At 69.4% G+C, this 18,748-nt stretch carries 12 protein-coding genes and 1 pseudogene; 6 read left to right on the top strand and 7 right to left on the bottom strand.

Annotated elements, in window-relative coordinates:
- Positions 1-516: 516 nt before the first annotated feature.
- Together EAO76_RS21520 and EAO76_RS21515 are read right to left on the bottom strand one after the other, a co-directional pair.
- Positions 517-717 (bottom strand): DUF397 domain-containing protein, encoded by a 201-nt coding sequence (locus tag EAO76_RS21520; RefSeq protein WP_148837593.1) that lies wholly within the window; start codon positions 715-717, stop codon positions 517-519.
- Positions 714-1,601: a helix-turn-helix transcriptional regulator gene (locus EAO76_RS21515; protein ID WP_148837592.1), complete on the bottom strand. Its 888-nt coding sequence runs from the start codon at positions 1,599-1,601 to the stop codon at positions 714-716. The genes EAO76_RS21520 and EAO76_RS21515 overlap by 4 nt, the downstream gene beginning before the upstream one ends.
- Positions 1,602-1,774: 173 nt before the next feature.
- Between EAO76_RS21515 and EAO76_RS21510 the strand changes: the two genes are divergently transcribed.
- Positions 1,775-2,215: an ATP-binding protein gene (locus EAO76_RS21510; RefSeq protein WP_148837591.1), complete on the top strand. Its 441-nt coding sequence runs from the start codon at positions 1,775-1,777 to the stop codon at positions 2,213-2,215.
- A gap of 396 nt (positions 2,216-2,611) precedes the next feature.
- Positions 2,612-4,723 (top strand): RNA-directed DNA polymerase, encoded by a 2,112-nt coding sequence (locus tag EAO76_RS21505; protein ID WP_262375643.1) that lies wholly within the window; start codon positions 2,612-2,614, stop codon positions 4,721-4,723.
- Positions 4,724-4,796: 73 nt separating this feature from the next.
- On the opposite strand, the gene EAO76_RS21500 is transcribed toward EAO76_RS21505, so the two are convergent.
- Positions 4,797-7,397 (bottom strand): hypothetical protein, encoded by a 2,601-nt coding sequence (locus tag EAO76_RS21500; protein ID WP_148837589.1) that lies wholly within the window; start codon positions 7,395-7,397, stop codon positions 4,797-4,799.
- 177 nt (positions 7,398-7,574) lie between these two features.
- Positions 7,575-8,885 carry a hypothetical protein gene (locus tag EAO76_RS21495; protein ID WP_148837588.1) on the bottom strand — a complete coding sequence of 437 codons (1,311 nt, stop codon included), beginning with the start codon at positions 8,883-8,885 and terminating at the stop codon, positions 7,575-7,577.
- Between the two features lie 140 nt (positions 8,886-9,025).
- Here EAO76_RS21495 and EAO76_RS21490 point away from each other — a divergent pair, with 140 nt between their 5' ends.
- Genes EAO76_RS21490 through EAO76_RS21480 form a run of 3 tightly spaced genes read left to right on the top strand, consistent with a single transcriptional unit; the run spans position 9,026 to position 14,291 of the window.
- A complete protein-coding gene (locus tag EAO76_RS21490) occupies positions 9,026-10,843 on the top strand; it encodes an AAA family ATPase (RefSeq protein WP_148837587.1) in 1,818 nt (605 codons plus the stop codon).
- Entirely contained in the window at positions 10,840-12,144 is a 1,305-nt protein-coding gene (locus EAO76_RS21485) for an McrC family protein (protein WP_262375637.1), read from the top strand. The genes EAO76_RS21490 and EAO76_RS21485 overlap by 4 nt, the downstream gene beginning before the upstream one ends.
- An 11-nt stretch (positions 12,145-12,155) precedes the next feature.
- Positions 12,156-14,291: a UvrD-helicase domain-containing protein gene (locus EAO76_RS21480; RefSeq protein ID WP_148837586.1), complete on the top strand. Its 2,136-nt coding sequence runs from the start codon at positions 12,156-12,158 to the stop codon at positions 14,289-14,291.
- 168 nt (positions 14,292-14,459) lie between these two features.
- On the opposite strand, the gene EAO76_RS21475 is transcribed toward EAO76_RS21480, so the two are convergent.
- The gene (locus EAO76_RS21475; RefSeq protein WP_187438730.1) at positions 14,460-16,115 is read right to left on the bottom strand and encodes an N-6 DNA methylase; all 1,656 of its coding nucleotides are present in this window, start codon (positions 16,113-16,115) and stop codon (positions 14,460-14,462) included.
- Positions 16,116-16,411: 296 nt separating this feature from the next.
- On the opposite strand from EAO76_RS21475, the gene EAO76_RS21470 reads away from it, so the two are divergent.
- Entirely contained in the window at positions 16,412-18,106 is a 1,695-nt protein-coding gene (locus EAO76_RS21470) for a TIGR04141 family sporadically distributed protein (RefSeq protein WP_148837584.1), read from the top strand.
- Positions 18,107-18,221: 115 nt separating this feature from the next.
- Here EAO76_RS21470 and EAO76_RS47675 read toward each other — a convergent pair whose 3' ends face one another.
- Together EAO76_RS47675 and EAO76_RS44705 are read right to left on the bottom strand one after the other, a co-directional pair.
- On the bottom strand, positions 18,222-18,323 hold the full coding sequence (locus tag EAO76_RS47675; protein ID WP_399462517.1) for a LysR family transcriptional regulator: 102 nt from the start codon (positions 18,321-18,323) through the stop codon (positions 18,222-18,224).
- Between the two features lie 149 nt (positions 18,324-18,472).
- Positions 18,473-18,748: pseudogene (locus EAO76_RS44705) on the bottom strand (hypothetical protein); the annotation flags it as partial.

Raw genomic sequence — 18,748 nt, 5'->3', positions numbered from 1 at the left:
CACCTGAGATCACCCCCGAGGAACCGAGCACCCCGTGGTACGCCGAAGCCAGACCAGTAACCCGCGCACGTCCGTCGTCCTGACCTCGGGCGCGGGCTGGGGGACGCGTGCCGCCGGGCAGCGGCGGAGCAGTGGGGCGGAGTCCCCGATACCCCGGTGGCAGGCGGGGAAGGTCAAGGCATTGCAGCAGTGCCTCGGGGTGATTCGTATGGCGATCAATGCCAAGCGTTGGGCACTGGCGCGTTACGAGCTCGACCGGGCCAGGGTTCTCGTCAACGCCCTGCCCGCCGACCAGACCGTCCAGGAACGAGAGCAACTGGCGCTGCTGCGGAAGAAGTTCACGGCACGCGACACAACGGCCGCCAAGAATGCCGCGAAGAAGAAGGCGGTCGCGAAACCCACTCCGAAGAAGGCCACGCCCAAGAAGACCGCACCCAAGAAGGTCGCAGCCAAAAAGGCGGCGCCGAGGCCGGAACCCGACCTCGGCGACCGCTTCATCAATCGTGCCGCGCTCGGTTACGCCTCCGAGGCACCCGACACGAACCGCACGAAAGGCGCCCACTCCGCGCGCCCCACGGCGAAGGCCGGGCGGGCCAGGTCCTTCGAGTCTCGTACGTGAACAGCGTCTTCGGCGACTGCGATCTCCACGCAGCTGTCGCCCTGGGTGCCGCTGTAGCTGGACTTGAACCAGGCGAGTTCCGTCGTACGGCTGTTCATAGCTCTCCTCGCAGTCGCTCCAACAGGTCCCGGGATTCCTTGGGGTTCAGGGCCTGCGAGCGCAGTGTTTCACAGCGGCGGCAGAGCAGACTCACCTCTTTCGGGGCGGAGATGAGCCGCCCGTTCTGCTGCCCCTCGGAGTATCCGAGTCGCTTGCCGTCCGGAGTCTCCAACAGCTGAACCGGCCCGTCCAGGCACCCGTGGAACTCCAGATCCATCGGCACCACCTGAAGCGTCACGTTGCGCGGGGCGGTGAGCTCAAGGACATGATCCAGCATGCTCGCGTGCACTTCCACCCCACCCAGCCTGCGCCGGAACACATGCTCCTCGACGATGAAGCTGAACGGCACGGTCGGCCGCTCCCGCATCATCCGCTGCCGTTCCATCCGCGCGGTGAGCTGATCCTCGATCTGCTCGTCGGTCAGCAGCGGGATGCTGTTGTCGAACACCGCCCGCGCATACGCCTCCGACTGCAACAGCCCCGGCACCAGTCGGCACTCGTACGTGTGCAGGCTCACCGCCTTCCGCTCCAGCCGGGCCCAGCGCCTGAACCACGCCGCGAGGCCGACCTCGCCCCGGCTGAGGTGACCGGCCGCTTTCCGCAGGGCGCCCGTGTTGCCGAGCGCCCCCTCCGCGCGCTCGACGAACTCCTCGTCCGGCATGCGGCGGCCCAACTCGACGGACTCCACGGTGTGTTTGGAGTACTGGACGAGGTCACCGAGCTCGGTCCGGCTGAGCCCCGCGTGTTCGCGCAGGGCCTGGACGACCGCGCCGAACGTGCGCAGACTGTCCGACGGATGGGGTTCCCGCTCCCCCTCCCCCGCCGTGACCACCCGGGCCTCGGCGCTCTCGGCCGTCCCCGTCTCCCCTTCGACCATTTCCATCCGCCGCTCCTCTCTCCGTACCGCACCCGCGGCAGCTCCTCGCCGCCGCCCGCGTTCACCACCCAGCGTGACAGCCAACCTCACGTACCACCTACTCCATGTGCCCGTACGCTGACTCCGCGTACGGGGTGCGGCGCTCGCATCCGGCCATATCTGGCCGCCACGATGGCGCCATGAACCAACCCACCCCCCAACTGGCCGTTTCGCAGCACGTCTTCACCCAGCTGCTGTCGTCCACACGGCGCGGCGCCCGGCTCGCCCGGCTCCTCGGCGTGACTGAACTGCGGTCCTGGAGCGCCCCGCAAGACCTCACGGAGCGTGCCGAAATCGTGATCGCGGAGCTTGCCTCCAATGCCGTCCTCCATGGCTTCGTGCCCGGCCGGAGTTTTCGGCTGACGCTCGTGTTCGACGCCCCGTCCGGCCGCCTCCGCGTCGACGTCACCGATGCCCGTGGGGAACGCCCGCCCCGGTTCCCGTCCGTGGACGCCGCGCCCGGCGCGCTCCACACCGGCGGTCGCGGCCTCGCGCTCGTCACCGCGCTCTCCGACCACTGGGAGACGGTCCCTCATCCGCCCAGCGGCAAGACCGTCCGGGCCGAGCTGTCGGCTCCTTGACCAGCAGGTGTTCGTCACCGTACGGGCCGCCGCTCTCGACGTTCAGGACAATCACGAGCAGGTCAACACCGCGGCTGTCATCGTGCTGCCGGACGCTGTGAGGAGCACCGTGATTCGGTGTGTCATCAGGTGACCCCGCATGGTGAGTTCGACTCATGAGGAGGCTACGATCCGACTCAACGCAGTCGGCGGGTCTCAGGAACCCATCCCTTGCGATGGGCCCTCCGGTCCGGGGCACCTCGGTGCTGATCACATCGGGTGCTGGGGATCGGGCCCTGTGCTTGCACAGGGTGGCGGAGGGATACAGCGGACCGCCCGTGGCGGGGCGGTGGAACTACTCAAGGTGAGGCTCGCCGGCTGCGTCTCACAGGTGAGGAACGAGGCAGTTCGGTGACGATGGCAGACAACTTCGCAGACCTCACCCCTGCGCAGTTCCTCGAGGCGGTTGTCAGCGGCTCGATCTTCCCGTACACCGAGCACCGGATCCCCAAACACAGCGGCGGGCTGCGGACCTTGCACGCCCCGGTCCCGCGGTTGTCCGAGATACAGCAGGGAATCCTGGCCCGTCTGGAGACTCTTCCAGCCAGATTCCAGCCCCACCCGGCAGCGTTCGCCTACCGAGGTGGCCGCTCGGTCGTGGACTGCGCCGCCATCCATCTACGAGCCCACACCGTGATCCGCCTGGACATCGCCGACTTCTTCGGGAGCATCCGGGAACGGCACGTCCACGCCGCGCTGAAGGACGCCTGGGCTCGCCCGACGGAGCGCGAGTACCGGATCGATCTCGTAGAGAACGGCAACGGTCTCCGGGAGATCGGCCTGCGTCGTATCGGCCGCACGCTGAGCACGTACACCACCACCCGGCTGGTCACCGTTTCTCCGCCCGGGCCGAACCAGACCTGGCCGAACCGTGGCACCGGGCGTCGCAGCGTGTACCTGGAGGCCACCGGACAGACCTTCTCCGTCAGCCGGCCCGACTCGCTCTACAAGCACACCCGCGAGGGGTTCCTGCCGCAGGGCGCTCCTACGAGCGGATATCTGTCGAACCTCGTCATGCGCGACGTCGATGCTGTGGTCGCCCACCTGGCAGAGTCCTTGGGTTTGCGCTACACGCGCTACAGCGACGACATGTACTTCTCCAGTCGTCGGCTCGTTCGTCACGAGAAGGTCGACCGTCTCGTGGTCGGTGTGAAGAAGGCATTGACCCCACTGGGCATGAAACTCAACACGAAGAAGACCTACGTGGCGCGTCCCGGTGCACGCCGCAGCGTGCTGGGCATCCTCGTCGACGGCCCCACCCCTCGCCTGACGCGCGAGTACAAGCGCCGCATCACCAAGCATGTACGAGGGGCTGCGTCGTTCGGTATCGAGCAGCACCGCCGTCACCAGGAGTTCAAGGGTCTGGCCGAACTGGACGCCCATGTGACCGGGCTGCTGTCGTTCGCGCACATGGTCGAGCCCGGCTGGGCCGAGAAGCAACTCGCAGACTGGAAGCGTCTGCGCGAGATTCCCCTTGAGTACGAAGAACCGGTGATCGCGGAGCACGGACTCGATCTGTTCTGGGACGAGGAGGTCGAGATCTCGCAGGCAGAACTGGCCAAGGCCTCGATCGACGACCTCGTCCGCGGCGCCCAGCGCTATCGCTCGTCCTCGGACTACTTGCAGATGCTCGAGTTCGTAGGCCGGTTCAAGCGGTATGCCCCGTTCAACGCGATGGTGGTCCACATCCAGAAGCCCGGGGCTCGCTACGTCCTTTCCTCCTCGGAGTGGATGTCGAAGTACCGGCGCGTGCTCAAGCCCGGTGCCCAGCCGCTGCTGATCTTTCAGCCGCGTGGGCCCTACATGCTCGTGTACGACGTCGGGGACACCGAAGCCCTGCCCGGGGCTCGGCCTTTGCCCAGGGCAATCACCGCCCCTGCGTCGGTGTCCTCTCGAGCCGGCGAGAAGGAACTCGTCGAGGTCTGGCACCACACCACGACGAACCTCGCACCTCTGGGAATCCGGCTCACCCTGGTCAATGAGGGGGCCTCCTCCTGCGGGCGTACGTACCCCAGCAGGTCCGGCGCTTCCGTCGAGCGTTCCGGCAGCAGGCCCGGGGACCGGCCGGAGACATACCCGACGTTGTTCGAGATCGAGGTCAACCGGAACCTGCCTCTGCTGGACCAGTACGCCACGCTCGCCCACGAGCTCGGCCACTTGTTCTGCGGACACCTCGGCGCAGGCCCCGGGCAAACCTGGCCAGACCGGCGGTTGCGGCCCCTCTCGGACGAGGAACGCGTCACAGCTCATGCCCGCGATGAGGTCGAGGCCGAGTCCATCGCCTACATGGTCCTCAAGCGGCTGGACCCGGATGTCCAGATGGGCGACTACATAACCGGACACCTCGGCCTCAACCAGCAGGTTCCTGAGAGCGTCGCCCTCAACCTCACGTTCAAGGCAGCGGGCCTGATCATCGAGATGGGCAAGAAGCGCCTCGCTGCTACCAAGCTCCAGAAACCCAAAAAGTGATCAGGGTGCCGGTCCTGGACTCGACCGTTCCTCGCAGCACCGGTTTGTACGGATGCCGGGCCAGCGGCTCTGCTCACCGCCGGTAACGCCAGATCTGCCGCAGCCGTAGAGCCTCCATGGCCCGATAGGACTCGAGCTCCGCATCAGGGACGGACTCCCGGCCGAGGCCGAGGCGCACCTGGCGATAGAGCCGGTGCGGGGCGGCTACGGAATTGTCGACCAGCGTGGAGAGGAGCGGCTCGTCAGCCGGTGTGCCCCGGTCAGCCGCGACAAGCAACGCGACCTGATCATCGGGATGCAGGGGCGGAAGCTGCCCACCTGCCCTGAGCCGGAGGTCACCCCAGTTCAGCGGGGTGCCGTCGGCGCGGGCCAGTTCCTGGAGGATGTCGCGGACCGTGGGGGCCAGCTTGTCGATCCTCTCGGCCGGCAGGCGGTCGTCCTGCGGTGGCTCAACGGTACGGCCTGCCCTTGCTGGCGTGTTCCGCGAGGCGGCCGCGGCCTGGGCGGAGCGCTCGGCGGACCTCTGGTTCTCCAGCCTGCTCCGCCACCGCTCGACGAGCTTGGTTTCCGCGGCGGGCAGCGGCCGGATGAGCTGATCGCGATGCTTCCCGATCTCATCGAGCAGCCGCAGCAGCTCCTGGGTGGGCCGGTGCCTATGGGTCCGGTCCACCTCACCGAGCAGGCGTCGGATCTTCCTGAGGTTCGGATCCTTCTTCTCCACCGGCTTCGGTTCGAGGACCTTGGCCGGCTTCGGTGCGGGAGCGGCGGCCCGGTGCTCCCTCTTGGCCGGCTTCGGTTCGGGAGCGGCGGTCCGATGCTCCGTCTTGGCCGGGGTGACGGTGATCGGGCGGCCGATCAGACGGTCGAGGAGGTCCAGGACGCGGTCGCCCTCTTTCAGCCAGGCACGGAGGGCCTTCCCATGGGAGCGGACCTCTTCGTACTGTCCGAGGTGCTCCTTTCCTTGCTGAATCGCCTCCGACAGGCGCTGGACACGCGCCCCCTTCGCCCGGACTCGGGTCCTCGCCGCCTCTTCGAGCTTTTCCCCTATCTGCGCACGTCTCTGGTGCGCCCGGCGCAGGTCGCTCTCGGATGGGGCCTGCACCCTGGCGGCCGGCTGCTTCACACGAGGCGGCGGAGCGGCTGACGCGCGTGTCCTCCGGTGTCCGTAAGCCTCGTGCGTCTTCTTGGTCTCGGCCGCCGCCCACTGCTGCAGAGCAAGCTTCGAGGCCGGTTCGGCCACCCCCAGCCGGCCAAGTACCTGGTCCAGGTACGAAAGAGGTCTGCCCAAGTAGGTGACGACCAGGACGCTCAGCAGGGGGTTCTCAGGCACCCGCGGCTTGTCCACCTCGACCAGCAGCTCCCGGCGCGCGGGGTTCGGCAGGTCATGGACCCATCCGCCGAGCCGCACGGTCAACTCGCTCCACGTGATCGTGGCACCTTTCGCAGCGACCTCCTCCAGGGTTCTCCTGAGCGCGTCGGCAGTCTTCCCCGGTGCGATCTCCGGCGCTTTCGGTCCGCTGGACGCGGGTTCGGTAAGCGGAGTCCGCTCACAAACACTGAAGGCGCGAGGCGCCGGGACGTGCCTCTCGTCGAGCGCGACACTGGGACGCCACAGACCGGTGCGCTCCGCCTCCAGGCCGTTGAGCCGTACCAGGGCGTCGGCCCGGACGGCCCACGAGGAACCGATTCCCTCGATGACATCCGTGACCAGCAGACGGACCGAGCCCGCGAGACGGTAGACGTACTGGTCCGTGGGATCCGGCACCGTGTCGGGCAAGGACAGACAGGCCCGAACGATACGGCTTCCCGCCGGCTTGACGAAGCCGGGGACCAGACGCCTGCCGGGCACGTCCAACGGGGACGAGGACAAGGGCGCCGCTTCCGCGTCCACCGCGAACACGACCTGTCCGCCGGGAAGGGCCACGCTGCTGGGAAACGGCTCGCAGTCGATACCATCGGCGCGGACCACCCCCTCGGCGCGCAGCCCCTCGAGCGCGGGCGTGACAAGGCCGCTTTCGGTCATCCGGCAAAGCTCCAGGGGAACCCAGGGCGTCTTCTTCCCGTCGGTCACGGTGCCGATGAACACCCGACGGTCATTGCCGTCGGTCTCGCACCGTACGAGGAGCGCGTACCCGCGACGCGCCACCATGTCGCGTGCGAGCGTGTCATCCCGGCCGAAGACCCACTCGATACGGCCTTCCTTCGCGCCCAGGCTGTCCGCCGCTTTGCGCCAGCTCCGGTAGTCCTCCGGGTGGAGCTCGAACCGAAGACGCGTTTTCGTGCGACGCAGCCGGAAGTCCACGGCATCGCCGTGGCAATGCCCGAAGCTGCGCAGTTCGCCTTGGGCCGCGTGCCCCTGCCCGGCGAGCCAGCGAGTGGCATGGGCCTTGACGAACAAGTGGTCGGCACCGTCCACACTGTTGGTGGTCCGGTGGCATTCCCCACGGCCAGGGTCGGCTTCGTGGGCGAAGTGACAGACCCTTGTCACATACCGCTTGGGGCGCAGAGGCTCTCCACAGCCGCCGAGAAGCGTGCCGCACCAGAAGTCGTCCTTCCCGTACTGGCGGAGCAACTCATCGAGGTTGTGCGGCTGTTCAGGCAGAATCACCGGCTGGTCCGAGTCTCGGCCGCCAATGACCGCGGTCTGGATGAGACGGGTGTCGATCTGCCCCAACTCCGGGTCCTCCGATGAGCATGCGAGACGAACGCCTCGAGAGACAAGAGAGTAGGACGAATTCTGGCATGCGCGCATCGCACCACATGCCCTGAATGCGAAAATCTTGGTCAGGTTGGACCGATCTGGAATCGGGCCCCGATGTCAACCTTCGAAGAATTTCCGAAGCCGCCCCCCCTAAGCGGGCAGCGCGGGGAACACGACCACCGAGCCGTCCCTGTTGCGGGCGATCTCAATCGCCACGTCCGTAGTGCGTCTGCTGACCGTGACGCCGTCGCCCAGCTGGTGAATCCGGTGTGCCGCGCGCATCAGGCGATCGACTTCACCAGGCGTGAAGACGGGTCGCAACCCGTTCGGGCGTGCCAGTTCCAGCGCCGACAGGCGTAGCAGGACACCGGCGATGCCCGACTCCAGTTCGTCGAGGCGCTGGTGGTCGCGCTTGAGTGCGCGGGTGAAGTTCCCGAACAGGTTGCCGGGATCGTTCTGGGCATGCTCGACGGCTTGCAGGACGATGACCCGCTGCTTCAGCGCAATGGCCAGGGAAGCGAGTTCGAGGTGGGCGCGGAACCTGCCGCCTTGGTCTTCGACGCCGGGGAACAACTTGGTCAGCGTGCCGATCTCGACGGCCTCGCCGTCGGGCAGCTTGTCGAGTGCGCTCTGCCACCGGGCAAGGCGGCGGTCAGCGGCGCCCAGCGCCGTGTTGATGGCATGCACTGCCGAGTCCAGTCCCAGCGAGACACCGAGCTTGCCCTGGTCGAGCAGAATGGCGGTGGCTTTGTCGATGGCATCGCGGCAGCCGTCGAGTTCGCTGTGCTCGTCATCGAGCTTCTCTTCGTGCAGTTGCTCCAGCAGTTCTGTGATGTGCTCGATGGCCTGCTGGCGCTTGTGGTCGGCATGCGCACTCACCCCCACCGCTACGGCCATGAGCACGAGCGGCGCGGCCAAGGTGAGCGCCGCGCTGCCGGTGGCCGCGACGCCGGCCGTTGCACCGGCCCCACCGGCTGCGCCTGCTGCCGCCGCTTTACCGACCGGCATGAACGTCGCGCCGGCAACGATGCGGCCCATTGGGTTCACGAGTGGGCCGCGGATGCCACCGGCCACCGCCTTCGACGCCATCGGGCGAACGATGCCCTGACCGAACTGGGCGGCGACCTTCGCCGGAACGACCATGCGATACAGGTTTTCGCCGACGGCGGTCGCCCTGGCCGCCGTGGAGGAACTCCGCGCTGATTGCGTGACGAGCTGCGACAAGTGTTGTGCCAGGGGACTCACGGCATCCAGCGGGATGCCTCGGCTGCGGTCGAGCTCGTCGGGCAGCGGATGTACCTCAAGTGTGACGATCGGCTCGTCGGCCAGGACGGCCAGCACGCCGCGCAGTTCACCCAGGCGCTCAGCCGTCATCGGCCCGTCTCCGGCCAATGCAGGAACCCGGACGTCACCGGTCACAAGCGTCCATACCGGAACGGTTGCCTTGCGGTAGTCAATCATCGTCTCCCCCTTGTTTTCCCACAGCAGCCTACGGCTGACTGGAATGATCCGTTTACCTGAAGAGTTTGAATCGATTGACAGTGTCAACAGGTAGGCTGTGCGACACTCAAACAGACCTCACCCCGCACGGAAGGTCACCCATGTCCCAGCCCGACCGTCTCCTCGGCGCGCCAGACTTCCGGCTCAAGCTCCCCAATGACGGTGGAGAGGCGCACGGGCATCTGCTCACCGAGTTCGGCGGGAACGGCACGCACAAGTTCCTTCTGCACGAGGGATCGTTCGTGGTGGCGGAGGCATCGCCCAGTCTCCACGCACACCGACGCCAAATCCGTGCGGAACTGCGGGCGGACGGCGCACTGGTCGACGTCCCGGTGGACCCCGACCGGGCCGGGGCGCCGCCGCGTTGGGTCGCCACGCGTGACATCCCGTGCAACTCCTCCTCCTCCGCCGCCGCGCTGGTGTACGGCTACCACGCTTCCGGGCCGGAGTCCTGGCGGACAGCCGAGGGCCATCCGCTCGCCGACTACCTGTCCACCGCCTGGCGTGCTCCGCGCAAGGCGTGGCTCGTGCGCGGCAACAACGTCTCGGGGCACAACCTGGTGCGACAGCTGTGGCTGAAGGAGGGGATCGTCTCGCTCTCCGGTGCGCATCTGCCGCCCCTGGAGGAGAGCGATCCGACCAAGAGCACGCTCCGTCGCTTCGTCGAGGACGGGTACGAAGGTGCGGCCTCGTACAACCAGAAGCGCGGTCTCGTCGACGAGTTGCACGGCTTCCTGACGCAGATGCGCGTCGGCGACACGGTGGTCACCATAGGCGACGGCCGGCTCCATCTCGGACGGATCACCGGGGAGGCCGCGCAGACCGCGTCCCCCGGTGGCCTGTCCAATCTGCGGCGGACGGTCGTCTGGGAACCCGACAGTCACCCGTACGAGGAACTGCCGGAGGCCGTGCAGCAGAAGCTGTCCGTGCAGCATGACGTCGTCGACCTGACCGGTGTCCTGGAGGCGCTGGACGGACTCGCCGGCCCCACCGACCCGGCCGCGTCCGCCGACCCCGCCCTGCGACCCGTCACCGAGCGGCCCGTGCCCCGGGAGCTGGTCCTGCCGGACGTGACCGACGCCCTCGCCGCCGACCTCCTCGTCCACAAGAAGGAATGGCTCGACGATGTGCGTGAACTGCTCGTCGACGAGCGGCAGTTGGTCTTCTACGGCCCGCCCGGCACGGGCAAGACCTATCTGGCGATGAAGCTGGCCGAGCACTTCGGCGGCGGTCCCGAGCAGGTCAAGATCGTGCAGTTCCACCCGTCGTACGCCTACGAGGACTTCTTCGAGGGGTTCCGTCCGGTGGAGGACGACGAGACCCATGAGGTCGCCTTCCGGCTGACGGCGGGGCCGCTGCGGGAACTCGCCGATCTCGCCTCCCGCGAGGGCAATCGGCACGTCCCGCACTTCCTGATCATCGACGAGATCAACCGGGCCAACCTCGCGAAGGTCTTCGGTGAGCTGTACTTCCTGCTGGAGTACCGGACGCGGTCCGTCCGTCTCACCTACTCCGGCGACGATTTCGCGCTGCCTCCCAACCTGTTCGTGATCGGCACCATGAACACCGCCGACCGGTCGATCGCGTTGGTGGACACGGCGATGCGGCGCCGTTTCGCGTTCGTGGAGCTGTCGCCCCGTACCGAGCCGACCGCCGGGCTGCTCGCGCGGTGGCTGGAGAGCGAGGGCCGGGACGGGGAACCCGCCCGTCTTCTCGACGCCCTCAACTCCCGTATCGACGACCCGGACTTCGCCATCGGGCCCTCCTACCTGATGAAGCCGGGTGTGTACCGCGAGGGCGGTCTCGACCGCACCTGGCGCACGAAGATCCTCCCGCTGCTGGAGGAGCACCACTACGGCGAGGGGCTCGACGTCTCCGCCCGCTACGGGCTCGACTCGCTGCGCGAGCAGCACCCGTGACCGCGACCGCACCCGTGACCGCAGCCGCGACCACCGTGCCGGATGTGACGCTGCGCGAGTACGGGCCCGCGCTCTCCGTCCCCCTGACCGCCGGGGCCGGGCGGGCCCTCGCCGCCGCCGGAATCCTGCAGAGCGCGACCCCGGACCCCCGCCGGGAGGGGCACTGGCTGCTGCGGGCGGGCAGCCGGGTCGGCGCCGTGCGCACTCCCGGTGGTCCAATCCTGCGGATCATGCCCAAGACCCCCGTGAGCCGGTTGTTCTTCCTCCTCGGCTTCAGTCTCGACCCGGCACGGGCCTGGCGCGACAGCCGGGAGGGCACCGTCGACACCGGTGCTCACGACGACGTCGTCCCCGCGCTCGCGCACGCCGTGGAGCGGCAGGTCGACGCGGCTCTGCGGCAGGGGGTGCTCCAGGGCTACCGCGAGGTGGAGGAGTCCGCGCTGGTCGTGCGCGGGCGGCTGCGCGAGGCCGAGCAGATCCGGCGGCACTTCGGCCGGACGCCGCCCGTGGAGATCGCGTACGACGCGTTCACCACCGACACCGCCGAGAACCGCATACTGCGCGCCGCCGTCGAGCAGTTGCTGCGGCTGCCCGGCGTGCCCGGCCCGGTCCGTCGGCGACTGGCCCATCAGCGCCTGCGTCTCGCCGACGTCAAGCCGCTGGTGCGGGGGCAGGAGCTGCCGCTCTGGCAGCCGTCGCGTCTCAACTCCCGTTATCAGCCCGCGCTGCGGCTCGCCGAAGCCGTCCTGCGCGGCGCCTCGCCCGAGCACCGGCCGGCCACCGGGGCCGAACCACTCGTCGTGGACGGCTTCCTGTTCGACATGAACAAGCTGTTCGAGGACTTCGTCACGGTCGCGCTGCGCGAGGCTCTTCGTGAGCACGGTCTGACCGCGCGGCTCCAGGACCCCCACCACCTCGACCTCGCGGGTCTGGTGGGAATGCGTCCCGATCTCGTCGTCCGGACCGGGGACGGTCGCACTCCGGTCGCCGTGGCCGACGCCAAGTACAAGATCGAGAAGGCCGACGGGCTGCTCAACGCCGACCTGTACCAGGCCCTCGCGTACGCCACGGTGCTCGGTCTGCGCGAGGCCCACCTCGTGTACGCGGCCGGGCGGCAACCGGAGCGCTTCCACGAGGTGCGCGGCACGGCCGCCGGGGGTCGGCCCGGGGTGCGTCTGTACCAGCACAGCCTCGACCTCTCCCGTACGCCCGAACAGCTCCTGTCGACGATCCGGGAACTCGCCGGAAAGCTGGCTTCGGCGGCGTCACGCCCTCGTTCGCCGGCCGACATCACCCAGTAAGGAAGAGATTCATGCCCCGGCTCGCCTTCGCCCAGAGCTTCTGGGACGGCTACGACACGTTGGAGAAGCCGGTGCGCGCCGGCGTACGCAAGGCCATGGGCAAGTTCCACGCCCTGACCGCCGCCGAGCTCAACGCGGACAAGGGCCTGCACCTGGAGTCGGTGAACAACGCCCGTGACCCACGGATGCGGACCATCCGCATCACCGACTTCTGGCGGGGTGTCGTTCTCGCGCCCGACGACGGCAGCGATGTGTTCCTGCTGGTCAACGTCCTGCCGCACGACGACGCCTATACGTGGGCGGCGAAGCGCCTGTACAGCGCGAACACGGCGACCAGGGCCCTGGAGGTGCGCGACGCCGTCGCCCTGGACGAGCTGACCCCGCTGTACGAGACGGCTGCGGCGGGTGCGCCCAGGCTGCTGTTCGCAGAGATCTCCGACGGCGCCCTGCGTGAACTGGGCCTCGACGACCAGGTGCTGCGCGCCGCGCGTTCCCTGGTCGACAAGGCCCAGTTGGAGGCGTTCTCCACTCTTCTGCCGGAGGACCAGCTGGAGGTGCTCCAGTACCTCGCCGAGGGCTTCGGTCCGGAGGAGGTATACCGGGACGTCGTCGCCGTCCGCCGGCCCGCCGACGCACCCGCCGAACCGGTCGAGGACCTGGCCACGGTGATCGCCAACACTTCGGCGCGCATCCGACTGGTCACCGGGCCGCAGGAGTTGGAGGAGGTGTTGCAGAAGCCGTTCGAAGCCTGGCGGGTCTTTCTCCACCCCTCTCAGCGGCGCGCCGCCTACCGCCCCTCGTACGGGGGTCCGGTCCAGGTCACGGGCGGGCCGGGGACGGGCAAGACGGTCGCCGCCCTGCACCGGGTCAAGCATCTGCTGGGGCTCGGCGAGGACGGCCGGATTCTCCTGACCACGTACACGAACGCGCTCGCCGCCGGGCTGCGCGAGATGCTCAACCTCCTCCTCGACGAGGACGAGGGGCTGCTGGCCCGGGTCGATGTGACGACGGTCGACGCCTACGCCAACGGGGTCGTGCGCGCGAGGTCCGGGGCGGCGCCGCAGCCGATCGGGGACAGGGAACAGCGGCAGCTGTGGGAGAAGACCGTCAAGCAGCTCGGCCTGCCGTACACCGCCCAGTTCCTCGCCCAGGAGTACCGGCACGTCGTGCTCGGCCAGGATCTCCGTGATCTCGACTCCTACCTCGGTGCGAGCCGCCGGGGCCGGGGCACCGGCATGGGGCCCGCGCGCCGCCGGGAGGTGTGGAGCGGCGTCGAACGGTTCGAGCAGCTCCTGCGCGAGCGCGGTGAGACCACCCACCTGGGGGTCTGCATCCGGGCGGCGGACTTGCTGGCCGACGGGCCGGCCCCCTACACCCATGTCGTCGTCGACGAGGCGCAGGACCTGCACCCGGCGCAGTGGCGGGTACTGCGTGCCGCCGTGGCTCCCGGTCCTGACGACCTGTTCATCACCGGCGACCCGCACCAGCGGATCTACGATTCCCGGGTGTCGCTCGGTTCCCTGGGCATCGCCACAACCGGCCGCAGCTTCCGGTTGCGCGTCAACTACCGGTCCACCGAGGAGATTCTCACCTGGTCGGCGGGGCTTCTCGCGCCCGTCACCGTCGACGCGCTGGAGGGTGAGGGGACGGACTCGTTGACCGGCTACCGCTCCCTGCTCCATGGGCGCCGCCCCCGGGTCCAGGGGTATGGCACCCGGCAGGAGGAGACCGATGCCCTGGTGGAACGCGTCCGGGCGCTGCTCGCCGACGGCCTCGCACCGCACGAGATCGGTGTGTGCGCGCGTTTCAATCTCGCCCTGGACGCGGCCGAGGCCAAGCTCAGGACCGCCGGTGTCCCGGTGCTCCGGGTCAAGGGGCAGTCCGCTCCGGGAACGCAGGGGGTACGGCTGGCGACCATGCATGCGATGAAGGGGCTGGAGTTCCGGGCGGTGTCCGTCCTCGCCGTCAATGAGGGCTCCGTACCGTTCGCCCGTGCGGTGACCCCGCGCGAGGCGGACCTGCTCCAGCACGACGCCGACCTGCTCCGGGAGCGCTGTCTGCTCTTCGTCGCGTGCACGCGTGCGCGCGAGTCGCTGAGCGTGACGTGGAGCGGGGCCCCGAGCCCGTTCCTGCCGCGCCCGGCCTGATCGGTCCGGGCACGGGCCGATCCGGGCACGGGCCGGTGCGGGCACGGGCCGGTGCGGGCACGGGCCGGTGCGGGCACGGGCCGGTGCGGGCACGGGCCGGTGCGGGCACGGGCCGGTGCGGGCACGGGCCGGTGCGGGGCACCCGCCGAGGGGTGCCTGCGCCGTGCTTCATTCCTCCGGCGTCAGGGCGCCCGTGGCAAGGCCGTCACGGGCGACTTCGGCGAGCCGTCTGCTCAGTTCGTCGGCCTTGCGCATGCCTTCCTCGAACTCGGACACGGCCCGGAAGGCGGCCCCGTAGCGACGCTGCTCGTCGATGCCCATGCGAGGGATGCGCGAGCCCCGGGCGTCGAGACGGTACGTCCCACTGGCGCTCGTGGACCGGCGGGTGTTGACGGAGCTCCGCAGGAACCCCTGGAGGTAGTCGGTGTCGAGTTGCTCGCTGGCCGAGACCGGCTCCGATCCCTCGTACGCGACGAGTCCGGCGCCGACGAGATCCGCGATGCCGGTGGTCGCACCGGCCGACGGGCCCGGCCCGTSCCCGACCGCCAATTCGGGCAGGAGGGCGGCGAGTCGGCGGATCTGCTCCTCCAGTTTTTGGCGCAGGGCCGTGTACTCGCCGGAGTAGTCGTGGTGCCGGGAGCGGAGGTGGCTGCCGGGGGTGAGATCGACGGTGTCGTCGAGGAGTTCGATCGGCGACACGTCGGCGACCTGGTCGGGCCGCGGTTCCAGATCGCCGTCGGGGCCGTTGCCGGTCAGGTCGACCATGCGCACGGTGCGGTTCGTGTCCGCGCCCTCCGCGCGCTCGGGACGCCGCAGACACCACAGATGAACGGGCAGGGCGTGGGAGGTCGCCGTCCCTGGCGGCAGGGCGACCACTTGGCGCAGGACGCCCCGGCGTACGAGTTCCGACCGGATGCGGCGGCCCGCCTTGCGGTAGGCGACCGATGCCGGCATGACCATGAGGACCTGGCCGCCCGGCCCGGTGTGCGCGTACGCGTGCTGGAGCCAGGCGAGCTCACCCTCGGCCTTGGACGGAGTGCCGAGCTCCCAGCGCGAGTCGAGCAGCAGCTCCTCCCGCCCCCACTCGGTCACTCCGGCCGGTGGGTCGCAGACGACGAGATCCGCCCTGAGATCCGCCCATTCGTCCGCGCGCAGGGAGTCTCCCGCCACGACGTGGACTCCTGACCGGCCCAGGAGGTCGGCGCGGAGCTGTGCGAAGCGGGCGCTGTCGGCGTCCAGCTCCTGACCGCGGCAGCGCATGCCCGGCCGGGAGGCGACGGACAGGAGCAGCACCCCGATTCCGCAGGCGGGGTCGAAGACCGTGGCGTCGGAGGGTAGTTCGGGAGCGAAATGGCGGACGGCACGCACCACGCGCTCGGGAGTCACCTGCTCCGATCCCGCGCGCCGGGCGGAGTCCATGAACCGTTCGGTCAGCCCGTTCACGAGGTCGGCGGGCGCCGCGGTCCGGGCGAGTTTCCGTACCCGGGGGGCGACGTCGTCCGGCAGCCCCGGCGCGGGTCTCCCGGCCAGCGCCGCGGCCACCTCCGCCAGGCCCGCGACCATCTGCTCCCCGTACGCGGCCCGCAGGGCCTGCCACAACTCGACCTCGGGTGACATCTCCTGGCCCTTGCGCTGCCGGTCCAGCCATTCCTGGACCTCGGCGAGCGCGAAGAGCGGACTGTTCGCGGCGCCCCCCGCCGGCGTCGGGAAGTCGTCGTGGCGCCGACGCCAGTTGGAGACGGCAGCCCGGGTGACGCCGGCCAGTCGAGCGATCTCGGCACCGGTGACCAGGGGGCCGACCGGTGAAGCTGCGTTGTCCGTCATACACCCAGCGTACACGGATCAACATTCCATCTCCAGAGTGAAGTCTGTTGACAGTGCACACAGACAGATGTCAATGTCATCGTGTACCTGATCCATCCTGGGCGGGTACGGCATGCGGCGCGTCCTTGCCGCAGCCGCCTCATCCCGTCGTGTCCCGCGGCCGCAGGGCTGCCCGGACCGGCCTGCGGCGCCCCCCTCCCTCGCCCCGTGGTCCTCGTACGGCCACGACGACGAAGGACACCGGTGCGTCCCGCCCACCTTCAGACCTTTCGCCCACTGCACCACGGAGGCCCGCCTTGGCATCGAACACCGCGGTACGCACCGTCTACCGGCTGACCGGTGTCGCGCCCACCCCGGAGGCCATGCTGGACGCCCTCGACCCGGAGCTTCTGGACAGGTTCGATGCCGATCTGTACCTCCCCGACGCACTCGGCGTTCCGGCTGTGTACGTCACCTGCGGGATGGAGCACGGCGAGGCCCCGTGGTGCGAACCCATGGCGCGCACCACCGGCATCACCGTCGCCGAGAACGTCCGCCGCACCGCCGCCGTCCTGCTGCTCGCCGTCGACGGCACGGTGTACGCCATCGGCTGCGACCAGGGGTACCGGCTGGTCCCCGACCGTCTCAAGGACAAGCGCTTCGGGCTCTCCTTCGCCATCCGGCAGATGGACCCGAACATGATCCGCGGGGCGGTCTCGCAGTCGCTCGGCCAGGCACGTACCGACATCTCCCTGGTTCCGAGCGGCGCCCCGGTCCCGCTGCTCGGCCTGCGTGAACACTCGCGTGTCGTTCGCAGTCTGGGCGGCTACCTCGACGACCTGCCGCTCACCCGCTCGCGGTACACGCGCGGAAAGGCGGTCAGCGCCCAGGGCGGATGCGGGTTGCGGATCGCGCTGGGGATCGAACCCGAGGCCCTGCTCTCCGACTTACGGACCATCTCCAGGATCTGCCGCGAGGACATCCCGCACCAGGAGCTGGAGTTCGTCGACCACATCGTCCCGGTCACCGATCCGGCGGCCCTCGACGCCCTCGACCGGCAGCTGGACGACCGTCTCGGCCGGCCCGCCGACGGACGGATCTCCTCCGTCGTCCCCTCCGACCACCACGCGGCATACGCGGAGGCCACCGTGTACATGACGCGGATCAACAGCACCGACGCCTGGTGCTCCGACGACTTCGACCTCGGCTACGTACTCATGCGGGCCCGGCTCGCACCGCCCGGACGACGTCTCAGGGTGTTGCGCGAAGGGACGGTAACCCTTGCCAGGGACCGCCGGGCAACCCCCACCGTGACCAGCGCACTGGCCTGGCTGGAGGCCGAATCCTCCCTGGGCTCCAGGCGGTTCTTCCTCCTGGAGGGCGAGTGGTACGAGGGCGGTGCCGCCTACGTCGTGGAGAGCCGGGCCACTGTGGCGGCCCTGTTCTCTCCCACTCCCTCCGTCTCGATGCCCGCCTGGCTCAAGGGGGAGTCCGAGAACGCCTACAACAACAGGGTGGCCGATGAGGAACGGCCGGGCTGGCTCTGTCTCGACACCAGGAACGTCACCAATCCCCTCCGGTCCCGGGACCAGGTCGAGATCTGCGACCTGCTCATGCCCGACGGCACCCTGGTCCTCGTCAAGCGTGCAGGCGGTTCCGGTCCGCTGAGCCACCTGTTCAGCCAGGCCAGGGTGGCCGTGGAACTGCTCCAGGAGTCCGCGCGGGTCCGGGCGGAATTCGTCGCGAAGGTCGCCCGGATCAGTGGGGGCGGCCGTGTGCTTCCCGACGACTTCACACCCAGGCGGATCATTCTCGCCATGCTGCTCAAGAACCGCGAGAGTCTGACCCCGGATTCCGTCTTCGGCTTCTCCCAGATCACCATCTCCCAGACCGCGAAGGCCCTGGCGGCACGCGGGGTGGCCGTCGAGGTCGTCGGAATCCCGGAAGGCGATGCCGGCGCGCTGTCCCTGCCTCCGAGCCGTGCGGAGGTCGGCGCGGGGGTTCCCGGCTGATTCGGCCTGGGAGAACGCCGGTACAGCGGTCATCGGTGAGAACGGTGATGGTCCGGGTGGCGCGAGTGCACCGGCCCGTCAACGACGCGGCTACAGCCCATGGAGCCATGGCCCGTCACTCCAACCGCTTGATCATCTGCGAGACGCGTCCCTGGGAGACCCCGATGCGCTCGGCGGCGCGGCCGAATGAAGCTCCTCGGCCAGCACCGAGAAACATTCGAGCTCCCGCAGGGGCAGGTCCGGCAGCGGTGGGGAGGTCGTCACGGGCCGCAGGGACAGGCGGGGACCGGACGTGCCGCGGCGGTCGTTCCCGGCCACCCGGTCCGGGCTCACGGCCCGGGGCGGTCGCTCGGCGCGGGGCGCGGTTCAGCGGCCGATGTCGCGGGCGAGGTCCAGGCCGAGGACGCGGTCGAGGTGGGCGAAGGTCTCGAACTTGGCGCCCGGGGGGACGTCGGGGCGGTCGGTGAGGGCGGTGAGCAGGTCGAGGACGGCGGCGGTGTCGAGGTTCTCGGTGAGTGCCGCGTACGACTGGCGCAGCAGGTCGGCGGGGATCGGTTTGGAGGGGTGGCGCGCCCAGTCGGCCACCTGTCCGCGCCACCGGCGCAGGGTCTTGYGGGCCTCGGCGAGGGCGGGGCCGGTGAT

Source organism: Streptomyces sp. sk2.1 (assembly GCF_008120935.1).
Lineage (GTDB): Bacteria > Actinomycetota > Actinomycetes > Streptomycetales > Streptomycetaceae > Streptomyces.
The sequence above is the reverse complement of the archived record's forward strand: the minus strand, read 5'-3'. Positions and strand labels throughout refer to the sequence as shown.